This window comes from Desulfuromonas carbonis (assembly GCF_054658035.1).
The window spans coordinates 442,101-463,468 of sequence record NZ_BAAHXR010000002.1; the positions used below are offsets into that span (position 1 = coordinate 442,101).

The 21,368-nt window shown below is 58.7% G+C and carries 25 protein-coding genes; 12 read left to right on the top strand and 13 right to left on the bottom strand.

The window, feature by feature from the left end:
- Positions 1-270 precede the first annotated feature (270 nt).
- On the top strand, positions 271-459 hold the full coding sequence (locus tag ACYQ8E_RS04370; RefSeq protein ID WP_066727315.1) for a hypothetical protein: 189 nt from the start codon (positions 271-273) through the stop codon (positions 457-459).
- 357 nt (positions 460-816) lie between these two features.
- Here ACYQ8E_RS04370 and ACYQ8E_RS04375 read toward each other — a convergent pair whose 3' ends face one another.
- A complete protein-coding gene (locus ACYQ8E_RS04375) occupies positions 817-1,350 on the bottom strand; it encodes a gamma-glutamylcyclotransferase family protein (RefSeq protein WP_066727317.1) in 534 nt (177 codons plus the stop codon).
- Between ACYQ8E_RS04375 and ACYQ8E_RS04380 the strand changes: the two genes are divergently transcribed.
- A complete protein-coding gene (locus tag ACYQ8E_RS04380; protein ID WP_197463626.1) occupies positions 1,344-1,715 on the top strand; it encodes a four helix bundle protein in 372 nt (123 codons plus the stop codon). The two genes, ACYQ8E_RS04375 and ACYQ8E_RS04380, sit on opposite strands and share 7 nt — an antisense overlap.
- Before the next feature lie 42 nt (positions 1,716-1,757).
- Here ACYQ8E_RS04380 and ACYQ8E_RS04385 read toward each other — a convergent pair whose 3' ends face one another.
- From ACYQ8E_RS04385 to ACYQ8E_RS04395, 3 genes are read right to left on the bottom strand one after another with little or no spacing between them, the layout of a single operon-like run.
- On the bottom strand, positions 1,758-2,180 hold the full coding sequence (locus tag ACYQ8E_RS04385; RefSeq protein ID WP_459860234.1) for a hypothetical protein: 423 nt from the start codon (positions 2,178-2,180) through the stop codon (positions 1,758-1,760).
- Positions 2,180-2,458, bottom strand: coding sequence for a hypothetical protein (locus ACYQ8E_RS04390; protein ID WP_066727325.1), 279 nt, complete (start codon positions 2,456-2,458; stop codon positions 2,180-2,182). The genes ACYQ8E_RS04385 and ACYQ8E_RS04390 overlap by 1 nt, the downstream gene beginning before the upstream one ends.
- A complete protein-coding gene (locus ACYQ8E_RS04395; RefSeq protein WP_066727328.1) occupies positions 2,455-2,727 on the bottom strand; it encodes a hypothetical protein in 273 nt (90 codons plus the stop codon). Before ACYQ8E_RS04395 ends, ACYQ8E_RS04390 begins: the two co-directional genes overlap by 4 nt.
- Positions 2,728-2,867: 140 nt before the next feature.
- Between ACYQ8E_RS04395 and ACYQ8E_RS04400 the strand changes: the two genes are divergently transcribed.
- From ACYQ8E_RS04400 to ACYQ8E_RS04420, 5 genes are all read left to right on the top strand, one after another.
- Entirely contained in the window at positions 2,868-3,062 is a 195-nt protein-coding gene (locus tag ACYQ8E_RS04400; RefSeq protein ID WP_066727330.1) for a hypothetical protein, read from the top strand.
- Between the two features lie 33 nt (positions 3,063-3,095).
- A complete protein-coding gene (locus ACYQ8E_RS04405) occupies positions 3,096-3,470 on the top strand; it encodes a hypothetical protein (protein WP_066727332.1) in 375 nt (124 codons plus the stop codon).
- The gene (locus tag ACYQ8E_RS04410; protein ID WP_066727335.1) at positions 3,451-4,365 is read left to right on the top strand and encodes a tyrosine-type recombinase/integrase; all 915 of its coding nucleotides are present in this window, start codon (positions 3,451-3,453) and stop codon (positions 4,363-4,365) included. Before ACYQ8E_RS04405 ends, ACYQ8E_RS04410 begins: the two co-directional genes overlap by 20 nt.
- A gap of 484 nt (positions 4,366-4,849) precedes the next feature.
- Positions 4,850-5,077, top strand: coding sequence for an AbrB/MazE/SpoVT family DNA-binding domain-containing protein (locus tag ACYQ8E_RS04415; protein ID WP_066727337.1), 228 nt, complete (start codon positions 4,850-4,852; stop codon positions 5,075-5,077).
- Positions 5,078-5,080: 3 nt separating this feature from the next.
- The gene (locus tag ACYQ8E_RS04420; RefSeq protein ID WP_066727339.1) at positions 5,081-5,470 is read left to right on the top strand and encodes a type II toxin-antitoxin system death-on-curing family toxin; all 390 of its coding nucleotides are present in this window, start codon (positions 5,081-5,083) and stop codon (positions 5,468-5,470) included.
- Between the two features lie 155 nt (positions 5,471-5,625).
- Here the strand turns inward: ACYQ8E_RS04420 and ACYQ8E_RS04425 are convergent, their stop codons facing one another.
- From ACYQ8E_RS04425 to ACYQ8E_RS04440, 4 genes are all read right to left on the bottom strand, one after another.
- Positions 5,626-6,315: a hypothetical protein gene (locus ACYQ8E_RS04425; RefSeq protein ID WP_066727341.1), complete on the bottom strand. Its 690-nt coding sequence runs from the start codon at positions 6,313-6,315 to the stop codon at positions 5,626-5,628.
- 20 nt (positions 6,316-6,335) lie between these two features.
- On the bottom strand, positions 6,336-6,836 hold the full coding sequence (locus ACYQ8E_RS04430) for a hypothetical protein (protein WP_066727343.1): 501 nt from the start codon (positions 6,834-6,836) through the stop codon (positions 6,336-6,338).
- Between the two features lie 91 nt (positions 6,837-6,927).
- On the bottom strand, positions 6,928-7,206 hold the full coding sequence (locus ACYQ8E_RS04435; RefSeq protein ID WP_027182217.1) for a hypothetical protein: 279 nt from the start codon (positions 7,204-7,206) through the stop codon (positions 6,928-6,930).
- 3 nt (positions 7,207-7,209) lie between these two features.
- On the bottom strand, positions 7,210-7,983 hold the full coding sequence (locus ACYQ8E_RS04440) for a hypothetical protein (protein WP_066727344.1): 774 nt from the start codon (positions 7,981-7,983) through the stop codon (positions 7,210-7,212).
- A 628-nt stretch (positions 7,984-8,611) separates the two neighbouring features.
- Between ACYQ8E_RS04440 and ACYQ8E_RS04445 the strand changes: the two genes are divergently transcribed.
- Positions 8,612-10,120, top strand: coding sequence for a Fic family protein (locus ACYQ8E_RS04445; RefSeq protein ID WP_015721260.1), 1,509 nt, complete (start codon positions 8,612-8,614; stop codon positions 10,118-10,120).
- A 23-nt stretch (positions 10,121-10,143) separates the two neighbouring features.
- Positions 10,144-10,287, top strand: coding sequence for a hypothetical protein (locus ACYQ8E_RS04450; protein WP_153307311.1), 144 nt, complete (start codon positions 10,144-10,146; stop codon positions 10,285-10,287).
- A gap of 39 nt (positions 10,288-10,326) precedes the next feature.
- Here ACYQ8E_RS04450 and ACYQ8E_RS04455 read toward each other — a convergent pair whose 3' ends face one another.
- The gene (locus tag ACYQ8E_RS04455; RefSeq protein WP_459860241.1) at positions 10,327-10,752 is read right to left on the bottom strand and encodes a hypothetical protein; all 426 of its coding nucleotides are present in this window, start codon (positions 10,750-10,752) and stop codon (positions 10,327-10,329) included.
- Positions 10,753-11,219: 467 nt separating this feature from the next.
- Here ACYQ8E_RS04455 and ACYQ8E_RS04460 point away from each other — a divergent pair, with 467 nt between their 5' ends.
- From ACYQ8E_RS04460 to ACYQ8E_RS04470, 3 genes are all read left to right on the top strand, one after another.
- Positions 11,220-12,284, top strand: coding sequence for an integrase core domain-containing protein (locus tag ACYQ8E_RS04460; RefSeq protein WP_459860243.1), 1,065 nt, complete (start codon positions 11,220-11,222; stop codon positions 12,282-12,284).
- Between the two features lie 204 nt (positions 12,285-12,488).
- Positions 12,489-13,811 (top strand): ATP-binding protein, encoded by a 1,323-nt coding sequence (locus ACYQ8E_RS04465; RefSeq protein ID WP_459860244.1) that lies wholly within the window; start codon positions 12,489-12,491, stop codon positions 13,809-13,811.
- Positions 13,812-13,940: 129 nt separating this feature from the next.
- Positions 13,941-14,093, top strand: a complete 153-nt coding sequence (locus ACYQ8E_RS04470) for a hypothetical protein (protein ID WP_459860246.1) — start codon at positions 13,941-13,943, stop codon at positions 14,091-14,093.
- A gap of 13 nt (positions 14,094-14,106) precedes the next feature.
- Here ACYQ8E_RS04470 and ACYQ8E_RS04475 read toward each other — a convergent pair whose 3' ends face one another.
- The 4 genes from ACYQ8E_RS04475 to ACYQ8E_RS04490 all read right to left on the bottom strand — a co-directional run bounded on the left by ACYQ8E_RS04475 (position 14,107) and on the right by ACYQ8E_RS04490 (position 21,339).
- Entirely contained in the window at positions 14,107-15,075 is a 969-nt protein-coding gene (locus tag ACYQ8E_RS04475; protein WP_459860248.1) for a calcium/sodium antiporter, read from the bottom strand.
- 553 nt (positions 15,076-15,628) lie between these two features.
- Positions 15,629-16,666, bottom strand: coding sequence for a Fic family protein (locus ACYQ8E_RS04480; RefSeq protein WP_459860249.1), 1,038 nt, complete (start codon positions 16,664-16,666; stop codon positions 15,629-15,631).
- Positions 16,667-16,684: 18 nt separating this feature from the next.
- Positions 16,685-19,933, bottom strand: a complete 3,249-nt coding sequence (locus ACYQ8E_RS04485) for a type I restriction endonuclease subunit R (RefSeq protein WP_459860251.1) — start codon at positions 19,931-19,933, stop codon at positions 16,685-16,687.
- Positions 19,930-21,339 (bottom strand): RNA-binding domain-containing protein, encoded by a 1,410-nt coding sequence (locus ACYQ8E_RS04490; protein ID WP_459860253.1) that lies wholly within the window; start codon positions 21,337-21,339, stop codon positions 19,930-19,932. Before ACYQ8E_RS04490 ends, ACYQ8E_RS04485 begins: the two co-directional genes overlap by 4 nt.
- Positions 21,340-21,368 lie beyond the last annotated feature (29 nt).

Sequence of the window (21,368 nt, forward strand, 5' to 3'; positions counted from 1 at the left end):
GGCTCCTTTCTTTGAGAGGGTTTCTTGTTTCTCAAAGGATACCGGATGGTCCGGTATCTATGGAGGGGGCCTGCACTAGTATCAAGGAATCTACGCGGACAATCATCAATGCACGTTTGCCGAATTTCGCTCTCATCCCCGACACATCCCAGCACCTCCCGGTAAGTAACCCCTCAGAAGGCCAGCACACAAGAATTTCACCCGTTGCCCGACACTTTCTCCGTCTCTCCGGTAAGTAAGGGCATAAACCAAAATGAGGAGCCACCGACCATGGACATCAACGACCTGTTTGACGGAATCATGAAAAGTATCAATCAGTTTGCCGACGAGATCGCCGAACAGCGGTTGCAGGAAAAAATGCAGGAAACCGGACGAGGTCCGGAGAATGGGGGTGAGAATGCGGAGAGTTTTGAGGGGAAAGAGAAGCGGGGTATGACGGATTTCCCGAAAAGGGAGTGATCAAGGCGATAGCGCCGACACCCTAAGAGCGGCGTAAGTCGCTGACAATACGCATAAAAAGAAAACCCGTCCACCAACCGGACGCGGTTAGTGGACGGGTCTGTCTTTTCTAAATGGTGGAGGGAACGACAACCTACCGCAAAACAGTCTCAAAGCCCGCGCTCCTGAGCCTGTAAATTGAACTGTGTATCTGCTCCATGAGAGAGTGGGGCAATTCCCCCACCGAGGAGCAGAAACGATGGCGAATGAACTACCCCGCAGCAAGCTACGGGGTATCAACAGCCTACACCCTTAGTAAAAATCGCGCAGCAAGCTGCGGGGAATTGAACCCAACTTTTGATTAAGGGAATACAAAAATCAAGCGTTTTGTGCCGACTGCCAACAAACGGCCTGATTGTCGTTGGTGATACGTTCGCCGTTCTGAGGCGCATGCATGGTGTAAGTCCATACGGCACAGGCGATTGAGCCCCTGGCTGCCGCCACCATCACCCGCTGGTACATGCTGTGCCCCCCGGGCCGAAATCCTTCCAGCCGGTCGATGGGTGACAGGTCGCGCTGCGGGTCGGTGAAGGTCACCAGTTCCCCATGGATCAGATCCCAGTCGCCGGTCGGGCGGCCGAAGCGTGGCGTGCCAACATCCTGTTGCCTGCGGGCATCGGCCAGTGGGTCGGCGGTGCCTCTGGCCAGGATCAGACCTTCCGGCACCTCAAGAGCCGGAAACCCGGCGTGGAGGTGGTAGAGCCTGCCCCAGACCACGGCCGGTTCGATGCTGCGGGCCTGGGCGCAGAAACGTTGATGGTTCCAGTAGCCCCGTTTCAGGGTGCCGTAGACGAAGAGCCGCAACAATTGCTGATTGGGGATTTCGGATTGAGGATTGATTGAAAATGTCATATGTTGCCTCCATGGATGCTGATGAGTTCAAAAACAGAACCAGAACTTTCGCGATCAGGGTGATCCGGTTGGAGGAAGCGTTGCCGAAAAACCAGACCGCGAAAGTGATTGGAAACCAGTTGCTCCGCTGTGGCACCTCGGTTGGCGCGAACTATCGGGCCTCCTGCCGCGCCAAATCCCCTGCCGACTTCATCGCTAAAATGGCCATCGTCGAGGAAGAATGCGATGAATCCATCTACTGGATGGAGCTGATCGCCGAAGCCGGTTTAATGAACGAGAAGCGCTTGACCGATCTGAAAAACGAAGCAAATGAAATTCTTTCCATGGTCGTTGCCTCCATAAAAACCGCCCGCTCACGCAAGTAATCCGCAGTCCGCAGTCCGCAGTCCGCAATCCGAAATCATCAATCAGCTCGTCCCTTTGCGCTCCTGGATGATGAAGCGGAATTCGCTGTTTTCGATGGCTCGCACATCCTCGTGGCGGATGGTGAGCATGGTCATGGGCGGCACTTCCAGCACGCGCCAGCCCTTCTCGTTGTCCACGGCAAAGTCGATGAAAGCGTCGTCCGAGGCGTAGAGCACCACCCGGTGCTGGCGGTGGATGCGCAGGCAGAGCGGCTTGTTGCCTTTGAGCACGGTGATGATGCCGGGGTCACCCACGTCCCGGCCGTCGAGGTGGATGATGTTCTTGGCCGGGCAGCGCAGGTCCTCCACCTGATGCGGCCAATAGTCGCGGCCTGAGCCATCCCGGTTGTAGAGGTAGGCTTGCCCCCACAACACGGGATCGCTCAGGGTCGCCGCGAGTTTGCGCTCCTTGTCGGTTACCGCCATCAGTGCATTCCAGTCCTCAAGGCGCTGCCGAGGATGGTTCCCACCAGTTCCGTCAGGATCTGCTGCACGGCCAGGGTGTTCTTCCGGTCGTGGACAGCCTCCTGAATGTCGATGATGGCCTGGTCCAACTCCGCCCAGGATTGGTACTGCTGCTGGGCCGCTTCCAGACGGCCGAGGGCGTTGTCGATCCGTCCCGCCGCCAGCTCGGTGCCGATTTCGACCAGGGCCTCACCGGCCTGGCGGACGGCATCGCTGTTTTCCTGAAGGATCTCTTTCATTGGCCTGCCTCCTGGTTCGCGCCGTTGGCCCACTGGTCAAGGGCGTCCACGGCGGTCTGCAGGCGCAGGCCGACTCCGGTCAGGCGCTCGGCGTCCGGGTGGCCGACCTCGCGCAGCGCCTTGTTGGCCTCGGTCACGTACTCGGGCGTGTGGCGGTTGACGGTGGCCACCGCCGACTGGATCTGGGCCGGAGGTCGGTAGGTTGCACAGCCGATCATGATCACGGCCAGGGCCAACGGGATGGTCCATTCGAGGGTCTTCTTCAACATGTTGATCTCCTTTGGGTTATGGGTTTGGGGCACATGCAGAAAGATCTCTGCAAACACTTGATTTCCAACGAAATAGAAGCGTCATTGGATGTGACGCGGGATGGTCCCGCATCCACGAAAAACGGAACCGGAGACAGGCCATGACCTACGACAGAAACCGCCAGCAGGCACTCAAGGCGTACCGAGAAAAGCAGGAGAACATCACCCGACTGATCGAGGGCATTCGCGGCAAGCTCGAAACGGACGCGAAGCAGCCGGACATCACCTGGGCGAGCGTCGGCTCCCTCGGCCACGTCGAGGAACTGCTGCGGGAGCTGGACGAGTTCCTGTCCTGAACACACCGGGCCACCGACAAAGGAGACATCGACATGACCGAATGCACCGTGCATCAAGCCGCCGAGGCTTTCATCGGCCACCTGCGGGAATCCGGAAAGAAAGAGCGGACCCTCTACACCTACCGGAAGGACCTCGATGTGGTGGAGGCCTTCTTCGGGGCGGATCGCCAGCTCGCAGAGATCCGGCTTCCCCAGGTCGGAAAGTTCTACAAGTCCGACCTGCTGCTCAAACTCCCCGACGGCAAGGAGCGGGCTGAACGCACCGTCGCCAAGACCGTCCGGGTGTTCCGCATGATGATGGTCTGGGCCAGAGAATCGGGGCGCATCGAGGAGCTGCCGCTGCCCAAGAGCACACCCATGGGCCACAGCCGGGTGAAGGAGGCCAGCGATGAGCAACCGAACGGCTGACCTCGACCTGACGGGCGCGATAGAGGCGTTCTGTGCCCGCCTGTCGGCCGAAGGCCGCTCCCCGGCGACCATAGCCGCATACCGCCGGGACCTCGCCATGGTGGCCCGCGTGGCCGGGGAGCTGGCCCCGGGTATCGTCTGTCGGGCGGTCACGGCAGGACTCCTCGACCAGGTGTTCTTCGCCGGGGCGGTCACCGAGAGTGAGCGCGGCCCACGCTCGGCGGCCTCGCTCCATCGGATGAAGGCGGCAGTGCGGGCCTTTTTCGCCTGGGCCTCCGAGGCTGGCGTGGTCGATGACAATCCGGCCCGGTCCATCCGCATGCATCGGCTGCCGAGAAAGCTGCCGGTGTTCCTGACCACCACCGAAAAGAAACGCCTGCTCAAGGAACTCAAGGGACGGAGCGACTTCTCCGCGCTGCGCGACCGCGCCATGATCGAGGTGCTGCTGGGCACCGGGATCAGGCTTGGCGAGCTGGCCGCGCTCGACATGGATGACATCGACCTCGACGCCAAGCATCTGCGGGTGCGGGCCAAGGGGAATGTGCCGCAGGTCAAGTTCATCAAGACCGACCTCCGCACATTGCTGCGCCGTTACCTGGCCGAGCGCCGTCGACACGGTCGCCCGGAAATGGAAGCCCTGTTCCTGTCGAACCGGGACGGCAGGCTCTGCCAGCGGCAGATTGCCAACCGGCTCGCCCACTGGCTGCGGAAGGCCGGGATCGAAAAGGAACTGACGCCGCACGGGCTGCGGCATACCTTCGCCACCCACCTCTACGGCGCGACCAATGACCTGCTCGTGGTGCAGCGGGCCTTGGGGCACCGGGACGTGTCCACCACCCAGATCTACACTCACCTCGTGGACGGTCAGCTCGAGGAAGCCCTCGAACGCCTCTGATCTTTCCGGACCCGACGATGGGAGCGGCCTCGGCTGCTCCTGTTTTCGTTGGGGAAGACAGTATCGAAGACAGTGAATGACAGTGCCCGCAGAAGAACACATCCGCCGATGATGAATGATCATGACGATGGTTCTCGGCCTCCCGGGCGGAGCGGGAAATATCGATTGACCGGAATTTCTCATTCGCTGTCTGTCGGCCGCACATCGCTATAACTGCTTGGCTTGTGCGCTCCGGGCGCGGAACACACATGGCAATATCTGCTTGGCATGTGCGAGGGCCGCTGCCGAAGGAATGGCTGTTTGCGGGGCTTGGCCGGTTCTGCCTGGGGCTCGACATGCCCATATTTACTTGGGTTGCGTGAGAGAGCCCCGGCGTGAACATGCCAATATCTACTTGGCTTATGCGGTTCGGATCTTGACAAAATTGCCCTTCGGTTATATCATCGTATTGACATTGTAATAACATAATACAAGGGAGACCATCATGATTAAAACCCTGACCAAACACGGAAACAGCCTGGCGCTGGTCATCGAGAAGCCCGTTCTGGAACTGCTCGGGGCCGATGCGGAAACACCCTTCGACGTCACCACCGACGGCCAGGTGCTGATTCTTTCCCCTGTAAAGGACGCCGGTCGGCGCGAGGAGTTCAGGACCGCCCTCGGCAAGGTCAACGCCCGTTATCCCAAGGCCCTGAAGAAGCTGGCGGAATAAGTCATGGAACCGAAGTTTCTCAGCCTGACCGAGGTGCTTGAAATTCACCAGGATCAGTTGGCGCGTTACGGCGGCGGTTCGGGCATCCGGGATATCGAGCTGCTCAAGTCCGCTCTCGGCATGCCAGCGGCCACCTACGGCGGTGAGTTCCTGCACACCGATGTGTACGAGATGGCAGCCGCCTATCTCTTTCACCTGGTCAAGAACCATCCCTTCGTGGACGGCAACAAGCGGGTCGGCGCGGTGGCTGCATTGGTGTTCCTGCTCTTGAACGGCCATGACTTCGATGCGCCGGAAGACGATTTCGCCGAGATGGTGCTGTCTGTCACCCGGGGAGAAATCGACAAGGCCGAGGTCGCCGTTTTCATCCGTCGCTGGAGCCGGGCGCTGTAATCCGGTCATACCCGTACTCACGAGTGGCTCCCGGGAGAAAAGCTGTCAGCGAATAATTTCCCCGCGATCCGCTCGATAGAAAGCGCGAGATCCGCGACAGCTTCGGCAAGCGGGGATTTCTTTCGCAAACAGTCTCCATCAACCCTGACGACCCGTCAGCCCGCTTTTTTCAGAGAGATGTCCTTTCGTGTATCCCGATCACGAACTTCCATGGATGAATGGGTGTACGCGCTGTCCACCTCGATGGCGATCCGGCACGCCCTCCCCGTCCCTCGGTCGATGAGGACCACCGGAATATCGATCTCGAAGCGCTCGTGAATGTGCTGAAGGTTGTCACCGATCACCACATCCCATTTGACGTCCAGTGCCATCAAAGCCTCTCGGAGCAGATAGCGAATTTTTTGTTCCGCCCGCGAGCCGAGAAGGTATGCCAGCTTGCGGCTCTGGCGTGAGCGAGCCATGGACCCGGCCATCTTCCCCTGCTTCCAGGCGAGTGATTTCGTTTCAGCTCGGTCCCGGATTTTCACTCCGGAGTTTTTGATGACAGTGGAGATGGTCCGCTCGCTGACCTCAAATCCAAAGGCATTCGAAAACGCCTTGTGAATATCCAGGGAGCTCATTTGGTTCTCGATGTAAAAGGCGTAAACAATCTCTGCCAGAGGTCTGTTGAATACCGCTTCCAGAAAGAGTTGAAAGTTTCCGAAAACTTCTCCGTCAAGCGTGTATCGCTGTCTCCTGCCGGTGCATCTGTGCTCGATACCCTTGATTGCGGATTGAATAGAACACGTCTTATCCGCAATTCCTGGTGAAGCTGTCTGCCGCAAGTCGCCGTGTGCCGGGGTCATCGGAAAAGCCCTCCATGGTGTTATCCGCAATTCTTTCCGCGTTTTTTACGGCTGGAGGTCTTACCGGCCGGAGCAGCGGCGGCCTCGGCCACCTTCTCGAGCAGCGCCGCCGCCCATTCCGCCGGAGAGGTCTGCGGGTCTTGCGGCTCCTCACCCTCGCGGGCGATCTTGGTGGTCTTGAGATCCTTCATGTGGCAGCGGATCATGCGGTCGAGGCTTTCAGCCGCCTGGGTATTCCCTTCGATCTGGGCGCGGACCAGCTTGACGGAGTAGACGCCCACCAGTTCGACCTGAAGGAAGTCACTGGACTTGTTGAACACGAAGTCCTGGTTGAGACGCTCGATGATCACGTCGAACATGACCTTCTCTTCCGGGGTCAGACAGCGGTCGGCGAAGATGCCGTGCGTAAGCCGATACTGGTTGCCCTCGGGTGCTCCGGCCCCACGCTTGGGCGGTTCGGTCTTGCCCTCGTTGCGGTGCCAGCGGTCCAGCGTTTCTTTGTCCGGTTTGTTCAGTGCCACGTGGAAATCCTGCCGAATATTGTTTTCCCAAGCCGGGATGCGGGGCGGGAGGCCGATTTAGCCTCCAAGCGCGCTCCCGCCGGTTCAGGGGTTACTTACCGGAAGCGGCGCTCAACTGTCGGTCCCGATCCTGCTTTCGTTCGGCGGCGATGATCTGGTTGACCCGGCGGGTGGTCACTCCGGCGAGGTTGGAGATCTCCTGGCTGCTGATCCCCTGCAGATGAAGGGCAAGCACCAGGTCGCGGCGCTCCTGGTAAAACCTGCTCGGTGCCGGGACCCAGAGAATTCCAGTGTAGTGCTTCTGGATTTGCTCGAAGAGTTCCTCGGGCAGGACATCCTTGGCGTTGGCGTAGCGTTTCTTTTTCTTCACGGCTCAATCCTCCACTTTCTTCATCCACGGCTGCGGCACCTCCGGGTTGTAGAACCGCAGCGTGCTGGGACGCCCTGACTTCGGCCCATGGATAATTTCGATAGAACGCTCGGTGACCTCGCCAATCTCCTGATCGCCATCGACGAAACAGACCAGGCCGTAGTCCTCGCCGCAGGGAAACCGAAACCGGCCCTGGTTCTGATAGAGGCGTGCCTCGGACCAACCCTTGGCCATGGCCTCCTCACGGATGGCGTCGACCTTGGCGACAGCCTGGGAAGTCACCGGCTGCTTACATTTCCAAGCTTGGTTCCCGGGATAAATCCAGTCCTTTCTGGGAACTTCGACGGGTTTCTCCTGGGGCTCGGAACGAAGCGCGGGTGGCCGGTAGTTCTTTGGGGAAAAGGACTGCAGGACCTCCTGCAGGCTTTCCTTGCCGAATTCCCGGATGGCCAGCTCCTGCAGGGCGTTGAATCGCTGCCGCAGCGTGTTCCAGGCATCCTCGGGGAGTTTTCCAGCCTTGTGCGCGGCTTGGGCGGTAACCATGCGGGAACGCAGCCATGCGAAGTATTCAGGCGATAGCAGACGAAAAACCTTGCCGTTCTGCTCGATGTCGATCTCACCCACCCGGACCCAGGCGAACTTCCTGATTTCAAGATTGGTGGTGACGAAAAGGGACTGGCAGTTTTCCGAAGTCTCGGAAGCGGTGATGCTGGCTTGGCTGTCGGCTTTGGAGGCATCCGTGCCGAGGTGACGGATCATGGTGGTCAGAAGGCTCATGGTAATTTCCCTGGAAACGTTGGTAGTCATCGTTTCCGGTTACTTACCGGAGCCCCTGAGCGGGTGACGGAGCTGTAGAAAGGGGTTTCTACGCCGCCACCCTTTCTACGGTACCTTTCTACAAGTAAAAAAGATGTATGTAATCAATAGGTTATGATTATTCTTGTAGAAAGTGTAGAAAGGTAATGGAAGTTACTTACCGCACGGGGATTTTTTCCGTAAGCCAGCTCCAAGGTCGTGGAGCAGAAAAAATCATGAGTCAGGGGGAGTGATCCCGGAAACCTTTCTACCCTTTCTACGCTTCCGAAGAAAATCGATTAAAACCAATTGGTTGCTGCGTAGAAAGTGGCTCCCGGGACATTCTACGGCGTAGAAAGGTCTTTCTACGGGAGGCTGTGCGTCGTCTGCCGGTATCTCGACGGTTTTGATAACTGTTTTTCTTGAAGAATGCCTATTTGTAATCGTATTTTACGATACAAACACGTTTTTTGAGAACCGCTCCCGTTTTGACCTCACCCCAGGCATCCCAAACAATTCTCTTGAAAGTTGCTGCCAATGTAACTATATTTTTAGCGTAAAGGCTTTTGGTAATCATTTTTTGAGATCCGTAACGATTTTTTGAGGTGTGATGACATTGGACACGACACAGAACCGGCTGGCAGGCTATGCGTTTCTGATAGAGCAATACGACTTGAGCGCTTTGCCGAACTGGCACACGTCCTCAGTCAGCCCGACGGGAACGCTGCGCTCGACTATTCAGGATGGGCAGGTGGAATCCGTCTATCCCCAGTCCTATTGGCCCGGAGACGGGACGGGAGACCATCTGGAGTTCGCCCTCAAGTACGACGGCGTCAATCTTGGCATCCTGTCGGCCCTTTTCGACGTGGTCCCAGAAGACGAGATAGCGGCCTGGATCAGCTCGAAGCCAACCGGGAAATACGCCCGCAGGATCTGGTTCCTGTATGAATTCCTGACCGGACGGGAACTCCCGCTGCCGGATCTGACCAAGGGGAATTACACTCCGCTGCTTGAGCCGGACCGTTACTACACCGCAGCGCCCGGTCGTCGCATGCAGCGTCAGAGAGTCATCGACAATCTGCTTGGCGGGAAAGATTTTTGTCCAATCATCCGGCGCACCGAAAAGCTCGCCGCCATGGAAGGAATCGACCTGCAGAAAAGGTGCGAAGAGGTCGTGACCTCCTATCCACCGGAGCTTCTCAGACGGGCACTAAGCTACCTGTATAACAAAGAGACCAAGTCCTCATTCGAGATCGAACACATCAAGCCGAGCGCCTCCCGGACAGAGAAATTCATCGGCTTGCTGGAGATGGCCGAGCACAAGGACTTTTGCGAAAAGCCTCTCCTGATCGACGTGCAGAACCGCATCGTCGATCCCCGGTTCCGGGACACGGACTACCGAGCCAACCAGAACTACGTCGGTCAGACTATTTCCTACCAGAAGCAGCTCGTTCACTATGTCTGCCCGAAGCCCGACGACCTCCCGGAACTGATGGCGGGACTGCTCGCTGCCCACCAAGTGATGAAGGAGGGCGCGGTCCCCGCCATTATCCATGCCGCCGCCATCTCCTACGGCTTCGTCTTTATGCATCCCTTCGAGGACGGCAACGGCCGTATTCACCGGTTTCTCATTCACAATATCCTGTTCCTGCGCGGCGAGATCCCGAAAGGGCTCATGTTCCCGGTCTCCGCCGCCATGCTGAAAAATCCGGCGCTTTACGATCACTCCCTGGAGGCGTTCTCAAACCCGCTGATGCGGCTGGTTGAATACGACCTGGACGATCTCGGCCAGATGACGGTGCCGGGTGAGACCGGACTTCTGTACAGGTACATCGACATGACCGCTCAGGCAGAGGCGTTGTACGATTTCGTTAAGCTCACCATTGAGCACGAACTGGTGGAAGAACTCGATTTTCTGGCGAATTACGACAGGACCAAACAGGCCATTCAGGAAATCGTGGACATGCCTGACCGCCTCATTGATCTTTTTATCCAGCTCTGCCTACAAAACAATGGTCGCCTTTCGGCGAGAAAGAGGGAATCGCATTTCGGGTTTCTGACCGATGACGAGTTGGCCGACATGGAAAATGCCGTCCGGGAAGGATACGCGAGGAACTGAGGTTCAAAGCAATGGGGGTATGAATGAAGAGAATCGATCAAAACGAGCAGAGCAAGCATTCTGTTGCGCTACAAGAAATCCTGGCCCTTGGCGAACGCCAGATCAGGGACGGCAAGATCCAGCCTGCCGCCGATGTGATTAAGAGATTGCGAAAACGACGGGGGTAATCTGAAGGAGAAAGGCGTCCTTCTTTGACAGCTACCGGCTCATTCAACGCGACGGATCGTGTAGAGCTTGGTGCCGTATCGCTTCTGGCCTATTTCAATGTCGAACCCTGCCCCTCGAATAGTCTCCAGATCATTCACCAGCCGCTGTGCGAATTGCCGGGATGAGTCCATCTCGAAACGCAGACCGAAATCCCGAGCGACTCGCTTGAGGGCCACGAACAGGTCCCGGGAAAGAACCTCTCGTAAACTTCCATCGTCTTCAAAACGAATCTGATACCGCTGGACGAACTCCTGAACCGGGTCCGTCCGGTGGTCTCCGTAAACATCCCGCGCATTGGTTTCGGTCGCGGTGCGCCATGCGTTGAACAGGGTCGCCAGCGCGGTGGCCGTATGGTTTGAATCCCGGGCCGTATCCCGACTGGTCCGGTTGAGCGACTCGATCTGCCGAGCGAATGCCGGTGCCAACGCTTCCAGCTGGAGGGAGCGGCGACCTGGCGCAAAACAGCCTCCATCCTCAACTTACCCCATAACTGGAGGGTGCGTCGACCTGGCGCAAAACAGTCTCCACCCTCGACTTGACCCGTAAACTACTGATGTAACATGAGAAATAATGCCCGCCGACATCCGGCGGCGGTTCATGTCAAAGGAAGCGATTTTCTCCCCCGATTTCCCTGCACCGGACGAGGATAACGGGTTTGCAGTCCAACCGGACACCGAAAATCGCGCTCCAACTTCCCCGTCTTATTGCCTTCCATCGACATCGTTTCGTTGTATTTTTACCCGATCCGTGGCATGGATTGTCGGCTTCTTTTCGGCTCGGTTTGCCGGAGGGGAGAAACCGGGTCTTTACTAGGGGTGCGGAAACATATGCACCATTTAAACACTATTGAAATCAGCAGGATATGTATCCTGTGCAGCATCGTGGGTTGGGCATGAAATTCAATCTTTTGTTCGTTCTTTTCACCTTTATGGCGCATCGGTTTCTGCCGAAATACGACGTCCGGATGCAGCTGCTGATGTTTCAGATCAAGATGCTGCGTGACCGGATCGACGATCAGCGCATTGTCCCCACGCCGGAGGAGCGGGCGGAGCTGCTGCGGCTGGGAAATGAGATCAACCACGACGTCGCCGACGTCATGCTGGTGGTCAAGTCGCAGACCTACCGGCGCTGGCTGAGTCCGAAAGCCAAAACCCGCACTCCGAAACCGGTTGGCCGCCCCGGCACCGCCGAAGAGATCGTGGCGCTGATCCTGCGCATGGCGACCGAGAATCTCTCATGGGGCTACAAGCGCATTTTCGGCGAGCTGAAAAAGCTCGGCATTTCCGTGGGGCTGACCACCATCCGCGATATCCTGAAGCGGTCCGATTGTCCGCTGCCTCCCGAGAAGACCAAGAGCATGCCTGCCCTTCCCTGGTCGAAATTCGTCAGCGCCCATATGGAATCGCTGGTGGCCTGCGACTTCTTCACCAAGCCGGTCTATACCCTGCGTGGCAAGTTCGACGCCTATGTGCTGGTCTTCCTGCATCTCGGCAGCCGCCGGGTCTACCTGAGCCAGCCGACCTTTCACCCCGATGAAGCCTGGGTAATGCAACAGGCGCGGAATGTGACCATGTGGCTCGATGACCACGGCATCGAAGCCAGGTATCTGATCCGTGACCGCGACACCAAGTTTACCCGGCAGTTCGATGCCTTCTGGAAAGGAGTCGGGGTGCGCTGTATCCGCATCCCGCCGAAAGCGCCGCAGGCCAACGCCTTCTGCGAATCCTTCATCGGCACCTGCAAGCACCAGTGCCTGAACCACTTCGTCTGCTTCGGTTTGGGCCAACTGGCCCACATCAACCGTGTCTGGCTCGATTACTACCACACCCAGCGTCCCCACCAGGGCACCGGCAACAACGTCATCACCGCCGATTTCCGGCACACATCCAAAGGTCCGGTCAAGCGTCAGGAGCGACTCGGCGGTACCGTCGCCTGGTACGAGCGCGAAGCGGCGTAAACAGCGCTTCCTCCTATGTAACATCCGCGCCTGTTTTCCGCAAAGCTGGATTGTTCCTGGCAAAGATTTCGGACGGCGGTTCGGTTCCCGAAAGCGGAATCGAATGGAATCGACTGCCGTTTCGACAAACCATTTGCTTTTTTCGGCACACCAAGCATGAATGACAGCGGTTGCCAAAACGAACAGGGAGCACCGGGCCATGTCATGATCGAATGCCTGAAACGAATCATCTGCGAATACCAGAACCTTGAGCCTCCGGGCGGACTGCTCCCCCGGCGTGTCGCCATTGGCAGCCTGCCGGGTAAGGTCTCGGTGGTCACCGGCGTCAGGGGTAGCGGCAAGACCGCCTTGCTGCGTCAACGCATCCGTCAGCTGATCGAGAGCGGTGCTCCCCGCGAGAACATCCTCTATCTCGATCTTGCCGATGACCGGCTTTACTGGCTGCGACACGAAAACCCGGATCTCATCCTGAAGGCATACTTTGATATCCACCCGCAGAAACGCGGCAGCGTGACGGTACATTGCTTCCTTGACGAGGTGCAGGCCCTCCCGCACTGGCAGCTCTTCATCGACCGCTTGGTGCGCTCGGAAAAGTGCGAGATCACCGTGGCCGGTTCCTTGCTGCCCGCACTGGAGGAGGAGACCGCCCACCCTCTGACCGGCCTGATCGTCTCCTGGGAGATCTTCCCGTTGTCGTTCAGGGAGTTTCTCGACGGCAAGGGCATCGAAAGCGACGGCCCCTTATCCACCAAGCAGCGGCAGACCATCCAGAAGGCGTTCGATGACTATTGGCAGGTCGGCGGCTTCCCCGGCGTGATTCAACTCGACCTGCGCCAGCGCAGCGAGGCTCATCAGGCCAACTGGGATACCATACTCGCCAGCATCATCGGCTACCACAACATCTCCCACCCTCGGGCTGTGGTCGACCTGGCCCACTGTCTGGTGGACAACTGCGGCTACTTCTACGCCATCAGCCACCTGACCGATTACCTGAAATCCCTTGGCCACCGGGTGCGCAAAAGCTCGGTGGTCGATTGGCTCGTCGCGTTCGAGGATGCCGGGTTGCTGTTCAGTGTGAACATCTTTTCCAGCTCGCCGACCCGGATCAGCGTCAATCCCCGCAAGGCCTACTGCATCGATCATGCGCTGGCGGCCTCAGTCAGCTCCGGCATCCTCACCAACCGCGACAGCCTGCTGGAGAATCTGGTGTTCACCGCGCTGCGCCGGGTGACGCCGGAAATCTTCTACCACAAGACCAAGTCGGGCCGGGAGGTGGACCTTGTCGCGCTGCTGCCGTCAGTGCCGGGACAGGAACGAACCATACTGCTGGTCCAGGTCTGCGCCTCACTGGCCGATCCCCGCGTCAAGCAGAGCGAGGTCCGCTCCCTCTCCGAAGCCATGGTCGAACTGGCGGTGGCGGAGGGGACCATCGTCACCTGGCGCACCGATGAAACCATCCCCGTGGGTTTCGGCACCATCCAGGTGGTGCCGGTCTGGCGGTTTCTGATGGATCTACCGCAGAGCTGATTCAGGACGCATGCAGCGCGGACCATCCAGACAAACCGCCGCCATTTGTGAATATCTGGTGTCGATTTGTCCGGAAGCATGGAATACTGACCAGACATGAAACCACTACCACTGATAGGAGATGAGAAGATGCTTCAAGCCTCTGTTAACGGCGATCCTGCAAAAGCAACCTTCGCATTACTGGAGATTCTGAGACGTGGCGAGCTGCAGATACGGGATGGCAAGGTTCGGCCCGCTGCCGAAGTCCTCAATGACCTGCGCCAACAGCGTAAATCCACTTGAATCCCAAGTCGGCCTATCCGAACACCGTGCTGACCAGGTAGACCGTGTAGCCCACATAACAAGCCAGCAACAACGCGCCCTCGATGCGGTTGATACGTCCCGGCCCCCGGAACCCGTAACCGATGACGAACAGCGACAAGGTCAGCGCGGCCATCACCAATATGTCGCGATTAAAAACCTCCGGCCCTACTGCCATAGGATGAATCGCGCCAGCGATACCCACCACCGCCAGGGTGTTGAACAGATTGGAACCGAGCACGTTACCCAGGGCGATGTCGTGTTCTCCCTTGCGGGTGGCAATAATAGACGAGGCCAGTTCCGGCAGCGAGGTGCCGACTGCGACGATGGTCAGGCCGATGATCAAGTCGCTGACTCCGAATCCATGAGCGATCTCCACCGCACCCCAGACCAGGATGCGGGAACTGACAAGCAAAAACGCCAGCCCGACCACCAGCCAGAAGACCGCCCGGCGGATCGGCATGGCGCGGACGTCCAGCTCCTGCTCCATCTCGCTTCCAAGCGCATCGGCTTTTTTCTGCATACCCTGCCAGATGGTCCAGGCCATCAACCCGCCGAATACACAGAGCAACACCACAGCATCGAACCGGGTGATCTCGCCATCCCAGAGTTGCCATGCCGCCAGCGCTGTCACCACCGTGAGGATGGGCAGCTCCTTGCGCAGTACCTGCGAATGTACGGCGATGGGGCTAATCAAGGCCGTCACCCCCAGGATCAGGGCGATGTTGGTGATGTTCGAGCCGTAAGCGTTGCCCAGAGCGATGCCCGGGTTACCCTGCGAAGCGGCCAGGGCCGACACCACCATCTCCGGCGCGGAGGTACCGAACCCGACAATCACCATGCCGATCAAAAGCGGCGGCATACCGAAATGGCGAGCGGTGGAGGCCGAGCCCTCCACAAAACGGTCAGCGCTCCAGACGAGGAGCGCCAAACCAAAAATTACAGCGATAAAGGCGAGTGTCATACCGTTCCTGTTCTCATCTACAGACCGGGTTCCCCCGGAATTGCCGAAAATCACCCTCAACGACGGGCGTGAACCTACTTGGTCGGTTACTTGGTCGTTACTTGATCGGTGAGGCGGCGGGACGCTCCGGTCGGAAGCCGTGTCGTGGGCTTCCCATGACAGTTGTTAAGCGGTGCTTAATAGCTCGGTCCATCCGCGCATAAACTTCATGCCGTGATTCGTGTCGCGAGTTTGTCGCAAGTTCACCCCCCAAGTCAGCCCTCAAGTCGAGCCCGTCTCAATATGGGCCGGTTTGCTACTGACGGCAGTTATCCGGGTTTTCCGGATAATTGAACCTCTATTCGACTTCAGATCACATCTGCCTCTTTGCCTCCAGACGAGCTGTCAAGGATTACTTGACAGCTGCCCTCAGCCCTCCAAGGCATGAACTATCCGGAATTCCAGGACAGTTGCCACACCAGGCCGTTTTCTCCGTAACTGCGACCTTGTCGCAAGCAGTGTCGTGAGCCTGTCACAAGTTTTGTCGCGAGTTTGTCGCAAGTCACCCCGGAAGTCACCCGGGAAGTCGATAGACCAGCTGATTGGTCGCCCCCTCGGCGGTGATCAGGTTTTTGTCCAGCATTCCCTTCAGATCCCGCTGCAGGCTGCGGCGGTTGACGGTCGGGCAGAGCGCTTCGAAGTCCTGGATGGCCAGCTTGCCGTGCTGGAGGAGATAGCCCAGCGCCTTGCCCTGGCGCTCGTTCAGTGCGTGCTGTTTCACCAGCACATCGCGGCGGATGATCTGCTCACTGCGTTCGCGCACCTCGACCATCTGGGTTTCCAGGCCGGTGACGAAGTAGTCGAGCCAGCCGGTCATGTCCATGCCGTTGTCGCGCACGCTCTGGATCGACTTGTAGAAGGTCGGCCGGTTGCGGTCGTAGTATTCGCTGATGGTGAACAGCCGCTTGAAATCGTACCCCGCCTTGTAGAGGCAGAGGGTTGAGAGCAGCCGCGAGGCGCGACCGTTGCCGTCCAGAAACGGATGGATATGCACCAGTTGGAACTGGGCGATGCCGCTCACCAGCACCGGGTGGATATCGAGTTCGCCGTTCAGCCACTTGACCAGCTCCGACATCATCACCGGCACTTCCACCGCCGTGGGCGGGGTATAGATGACCTGGCCGGTGCCCGCATTGACCACGTAGTTCTGGATACGCCGGTATTCCCCCGGTGCGGCACTGCCGCCACGCACGCCCTCCACCAGCTTGCGGTGGATCTCGCGGATCATCCCCTCGGTGATCGGGTCGCCGCTGTCCAAGCACTCGGAGACAAACTCAAAGGCGGTGCGGTAGTTGAGCAGCTCCCGCGCATCGTCTGGGTCGGCCTCCGGCACCGTTTCGCCCTTCCACAGGCGCTCAGCCTGATCCAGGGTCAGTCGGGTACCTTCGATGTGGGTGGTGTGGTGCGCCTCCAGAATCAGCGCCTGCTCGCCCACTTCGCGCACCCAGTCGGCGGAAAGCTGCGCCGCGTCCAGGAAGCCCCGCGCCCGCTCGATGCGGGTGATCGCCTGGGTCATGCGGTTGGTGATAGTGAAGTTCGGGTTAAAGCTCATATCGTCCTTCGCTACTCTCTACGACGCCATGCTGACGTAGTAGGGTGACGGCACCGTTGGGTACGCCCGGAAGACATGCACGAAAACCGCCTCTGTCTTGTCCCGCACGTCCTCCTCTGAATAGGTTTCCGGCAACCCGGTTTGCTCGCTCCAGAGATAATCCTGAATCGTCAGTCGGACCGCGTCCCGGGTGGATTCCTTGTCGCGCCAGTGATCGATCCGCAGTTTTTCCGCCTTGAGTGTTTCGAGCAGTTCAACGGCCACGGCCTTGATGCGTTTGATGTCACCGGGCGTCAGGTCTGGCTTTCTCAGCAGGTCGAATACGGCAAGACTCTCCTCATCGAGCCCTTCCCGCACGGCGCGGCTCTCCTCATCGTCCATCTCATCCATTATCTGCAGAAGTGCCTCAAAGGTCTTCTCGATGGTCACCCGATCCTTCTCGCGGTTGTACTCGGCGACGATCTCCTCGTAATGCCTTTGGAAATCGGTCCGCAAGGGATTCTGCTGGAGCAGACGTTGCAGGCGTTGTTCGATCGCGGTTTTAAGATTCTGCACGGTGGTGCGTTTGGCCGGGCTGCGCTCGAACTCTCGGCGCAACCGGTCGAAATCGATCTTGCTGATATCATAGATACCGCCTGCGCTCTCAACAGGTCCTTCCCTAACCTCAATGGCACCATCCACAACCTGATGCAGTTGCCGGATGATATCGGAGATATCCGCCTGCTCCCGATCCTGTTGCAGGCTCTTATAGACGATGTTGATCGCGTCGAAGTCTGCCCGGCAAGCATTGACGCCTTCGATGGTGATGCAGGCCTTGAATTTCGAGAACACCGCCCGGCACATCACCTCAAAGCGTTTGCGCGTCTCGTCGTTTTCGTTCGCCGCCTCCTTTGCCGCGAGAATCGCCGCATTTCGGGCAAAACCGGTCTGCCCGATAATCCCATTCAAAGACGCGCTTCGCTCTTCCAAGAAGGATCGGACAAAGGCAATCGCTTCACGAAGATCGGCCAGCAGTTCCTCATCCGGCTTGGCCGGTTCGGTCTCGCCCCCTTCGCCACCGCGCCCGTCGTCGCCCGTTCCGGCAAAGGTCGCGAGCGCCTTGCGTAGGTTCTTCAGGATGCCGCAGTAATCGACGATCATTCCGTTGTTCTTGCCCTCGCTCACCCGATTTGCCCGGGCAATGGCCTGCATCAACGTGTGCGCCTTGAGGGGCTTGTCCAGGTATAGGGTGGAGAGACTGGGAACGTCAAAGCCGGTCAACCACATGGCACAGACGATAGCCACGCGAAACGGGTGCTCATCGGCCTTGAACGCCTCATCCAGCGACAGCCGCTGCATGTTCTGGAACTGCGGCTGTTTCCGCATCGCTTCCGGCAGGTCGATGCCCTCCTTGATCAGGCGGCGGTGCGGGGTGATGTCCAGTTCCCATCTGCGAAACTTCTCGACCTCGCCCTGTTCTTCGCTGACCACCACCGCTATCTGCGTCTGCCGCATCCACTCGATCTGGCGTCGCCGGTACTGTTCGTCCTGCTCATCCGTGGCCTGGGGCAACTGCGCTTCCAACTCGCCGATTCTCTCGTTCCAGTAGAACTCGACCAGCTTGTGCATGCGAACGCAGGTGACCTTGTCGATGCAGACCAGCATCGCCTTGCCGGTTTCCCAACCCAAAGAGTAGTGCTGCACAAAATCGCGGGCCACCTGGTCAAGGCGTTTCCCGGCCGTGATGATGTGATAATCGCGCTTAAGCTCTTGTTCCAGGCACTGTTCCACATCGATATTGCCGGTTTCCAGTTCCTCCAGCTTTTCGGCGATCCGCTCGTTCAGATCACCGACCGCCACGCCGAGCTTGTCGCCACGCGCATCGTAATAGAGCGGCACCGTGGCCTTGTCTTCCACGGCCCGCTGAAAATCGTAGGTGGAGACGTAATCACCGAACACCCGCCGGGTGATTTCGTCGTCCTTAAAGAGCGGCGTGCCGGTGAAGCCGATATAGCTGGCTTTCGGTAAAGCGTTGCGCATGTTGAGCGCCAGGGTACCGTACTGGGTGCGGTGGGCCTCGTCGGTGATGACGATGAGGTCGTCACGCCGGGAGTAGGCTTCACCCTCGCTAACTGTCTGATTGAATTTCTGGATCAGCGAGAAGACGTGCGACTTGTGCTGGGCCAGCAGCTGCGCGAGATGCTCGCCGCTCGCAGCCCGGCACGGGTCGCGGTCGTTGTCCACCACGCCGCACCCGGCAAAGGTCTTGTAAATCTGCGTGTCCAGGTCGTCGCGGTCGGTGAGGATCAGAAAGGTGAAGTTGCCGCCCAGCTTGCGATGCACCTTGCGGGTGAAGAGCACCATGGAATAGCTCTTGCCCGAACCCTGGGTATGCCAGAACACTCCCAGCTTGCCGCTCCTGAGCTTCCTGTCACGGACCGCCTCGATAGCCCGGTTGACGCCCAGGAACTGGTGGTTGCGGGCCAAAATCTTCCGCGATTCCCCGGCCGAGTCGTCGAAAACGATGAAGTTCTCCACCAGGTCGAGGAAATTGGCTTTCGCGCACACCCCCTTGAGCAGCGTCTCCATGGCCACGATGCCCGGTTGATTCTCCGCCAATCGTTTCCACTCGTGGAAATGTTCGAAGCGGCTGGTGAGCGAGCCGAGTTTGGCATCCACCCCGTTGGCCAGCACAACAAAAGCATTGTGATGAAACAGGTGCGGGACGGTGTCCTTGTAGTCCAGAAAATTCTGCTCATAGGCGGCGCGGATATCCTTGCTGACATTCTTCAGCTCCATGAACAGCAACGGCAGGCCGTTGACAAACCCGACGATGTCCGCCCGGCGGCGGTACAGATCGCCGCGCACCCACAGCTCGCGCACGCAGAGAAAATGGTTGTTCTCGGGAACATCGAAGTCGAACACCCGCAGCCGCTGGCGCACCCGTTCGCCCTTGGCATTGCGAAAGGTGACCTGCACCCCGTCCTTGATCAGCTCGTACTTCTCGCGATTGGTGGCGGCCATGGTCTGCGTAGCAGAAATCGTGACAATCTGGCGCACGGCATCTTCATAGGCCGTGGCGGGCAGACCGGGATTCAATTCTTCGATTTTGGCCCGCAGGGTGCGAGTCAACACCACCTCACGATCCGATTCCCGGCCCAGCAGGCTGTCCGGCCCGAAATCCTCGTTGTTGTAGGCGTACACCGACTGCCAGCCCAGTTCCTGTTCCAGGTACTCGGCGGTGGTCTGCTGAACGAGGGTGTCTTCGGTGTAGGGGATGGGGGTCATTCCATCACCTCCCAGTGCCCGGTTTTTTTGGAGCCCACACGCCTCAGAATGCCTGCATCCTTCAGCTTTCCGATATTACGCATCACAGTGGTGCGGTACTTTTGGGTCATGTCCGCCAGTTCGTCATAGGAAACAGCCGGATTTGACCGAATAAAATCCAGCAACCGCACCTGGAGACCAGATAAAGAGGCTTTTACAGGTGCACCATGCATCTTTATTGCACCTTTATCCGCTAACTCCAGCTCCTCCACCGGTTTCCGGTGAACCGTGGCGGTGAACAGGCAGCCATCGTGGTCGTCGGTAAAGTCGATGGCCGACCACTTCTCCAGCGCCCTTTTGATGCCCGAACCCAGGCCGTGGTAGGGGAGCAGCCCCTTGGCGACATAGGAAACCAGGATCGGATTGCGGATATTGGAGTTTCCGGCCCGGATCTTCTCCACCGTCAGGTTGTTGGGCAGGTGGCCGGGACTGATGATCTCGATGCGGTTGTCGAAGACAAACAGGCGGATCGGGGCGCTGACCAGATAATCGCGGTGCACCAAGGCGTTAACCAGCAGCTCCTCGAAAACCGCCTCGGGAATCTCCGGCGTACCGGGCGCGTTCACCCCGCGACCGGCCTGCACCTTGTGCAGGTTGCGCATGACGAAGGCCAGCGCCCCCTCGAAAAGCTTCGGCAGCGGACCGGAAAAATCCTCGGTGTCAAGGTAGTCGGTGGCGTGGATTTTGTTGCCGGGGTAGCGGATCGCCTTGACCACGAATTGCGGCACGATCCACTCCGGCTGCTCAGCAAAGAGCAGCACCCCGGCCAGGTTCAACCTGCCATCATCGGTGGCCAGATTCATGTTTTGCAACAGGCGGGTCAGCTCGTCGGGGGAATCGGGATAGTCCTGTTTGTAGACATCCCGCAGAAAATCACGGAAGCGCAGCTTGTCCAGCTTGTCGATTCCCGCCTTGGTGGGCAGTTCGTCGGCATGGAACTGGTTGGAGAACTGAAACAAGCGGCGCAGCTCCTCCTTGGAGTTCACCCGCCGCTTATCGGCCCCGGCCTTGAGCCAGATCACCCCGTTCTTGTCGAAATAGGGCTTGTCGATCCCCTTGGGCAGGGTCAGTGCGATGACAATGCGGCCGTTTTCCAGCGCCACGTTCTCGGCCTGCACCGCCAGCGGGCTGCGTACCAGATGGCTGGCGGCGTTGCTGATGAGCTGATTGATACGGGCCACATCCTGCCCTGAAAGCCCCGGCGTCGAGCCGTCATCGGCCACGCCGATAAAGATGGTGCCGCCATTGGTATTGGCAAAGGCCGCCATTTCCGAGGCCAGGGAATCGGCGTTCTTCACATCTGCCTTGAACTGGCGGGAGGAGTCTTCGCCGAGGGCGATCTGGGTGAGGAGGGTTCGCTGTTTCATGCGGATTTCCCTCCGCTGTTTCGGCAGTG

Coding starts and splice junctions, on each gene's coding strand:
- ACYQ8E_RS04415 (WP_066727337.1), top strand. CDS start 4,850: ATGATTAAAACCCTGACCAAACACGGAAACAGCCTGGCGCTGGTCATC.
- ACYQ8E_RS04480 (WP_459860249.1), bottom strand. CDS start 16,666: ATGAGCTTTAACCCGAACTTCACTATCACCAACCGCATGACCCAGGCG.
- ACYQ8E_RS04405 (WP_066727332.1), top strand. CDS start 3,096: ATGACCGAATGCACCGTGCATCAAGCCGCCGAGGCTTTCATCGGCCAC.
- ACYQ8E_RS04380 (WP_197463626.1), top strand. CDS start 1,344: ATGTCATATGTTGCCTCCATGGATGCTGATGAGTTCAAAAACAGAACC.
- ACYQ8E_RS04410 (WP_066727335.1), top strand. CDS start 3,451: ATGAGCAACCGAACGGCTGACCTCGACCTGACGGGCGCGATAGAGGCG.
- ACYQ8E_RS04375 (WP_066727317.1), bottom strand. CDS start 1,350: ATGACATTTTCAATCAATCCTCAATCCGAAATCCCCAATCAGCAATTG.
- ACYQ8E_RS04465 (WP_459860244.1), top strand. CDS start 12,489: ATGATCGAATGCCTGAAACGAATCATCTGCGAATACCAGAACCTTGAG.
- ACYQ8E_RS04395 (WP_066727328.1), bottom strand. CDS start 2,727: ATGTTGAAGAAGACCCTCGAATGGACCATCCCGTTGGCCCTGGCCGTG.
- ACYQ8E_RS04450 (WP_153307311.1), top strand. CDS start 10,144: ATGAAGAGAATCGATCAAAACGAGCAGAGCAAGCATTCTGTTGCGCTA.
- ACYQ8E_RS04460 (WP_459860243.1), top strand. CDS start 11,220: ATGAAATTCAATCTTTTGTTCGTTCTTTTCACCTTTATGGCGCATCGG.
- ACYQ8E_RS04390 (WP_066727325.1), bottom strand. CDS start 2,458: ATGAAAGAGATCCTTCAGGAAAACAGCGATGCCGTCCGCCAGGCCGGT.
- ACYQ8E_RS04475 (WP_459860248.1), bottom strand. CDS start 15,075: ATGACACTCGCCTTTATCGCTGTAATTTTTGGTTTGGCGCTCCTCGTC.
- ACYQ8E_RS04420 (WP_066727339.1), top strand. CDS start 5,081: ATGGAACCGAAGTTTCTCAGCCTGACCGAGGTGCTTGAAATTCACCAG.
- ACYQ8E_RS04440 (WP_066727344.1), bottom strand. CDS start 7,983: ATGAGCCTTCTGACCACCATGATCCGTCACCTCGGCACGGATGCCTCC.
- ACYQ8E_RS04485 (WP_459860251.1), bottom strand. CDS start 19,933: ATGACCCCCATCCCCTACACCGAAGACACCCTCGTTCAGCAGACCACC.
- ACYQ8E_RS04425 (WP_066727341.1), bottom strand. CDS start 6,315: ATGACCCCGGCACACGGCGACTTGCGGCAGACAGCTTCACCAGGAATT.
- ACYQ8E_RS04470 (WP_459860246.1), top strand. CDS start 13,941: ATGCTTCAAGCCTCTGTTAACGGCGATCCTGCAAAAGCAACCTTCGCA.
- ACYQ8E_RS04370 (WP_066727315.1), top strand. CDS start 271: ATGGACATCAACGACCTGTTTGACGGAATCATGAAAAGTATCAATCAG.
- ACYQ8E_RS04490 (WP_459860253.1), bottom strand. CDS start 21,339: ATGAAACAGCGAACCCTCCTCACCCAGATCGCCCTCGGCGAAGACTCC.
- ACYQ8E_RS04385 (WP_459860234.1), bottom strand. CDS start 2,180: ATGGCGGTAACCGACAAGGAGCGCAAACTCGCGGCGACCCTGAGCGAT.
- ACYQ8E_RS04445 (WP_015721260.1), top strand. CDS start 8,612: ATGACATTGGACACGACACAGAACCGGCTGGCAGGCTATGCGTTTCTG.
- ACYQ8E_RS04400 (WP_066727330.1), top strand. CDS start 2,868: ATGACCTACGACAGAAACCGCCAGCAGGCACTCAAGGCGTACCGAGAA.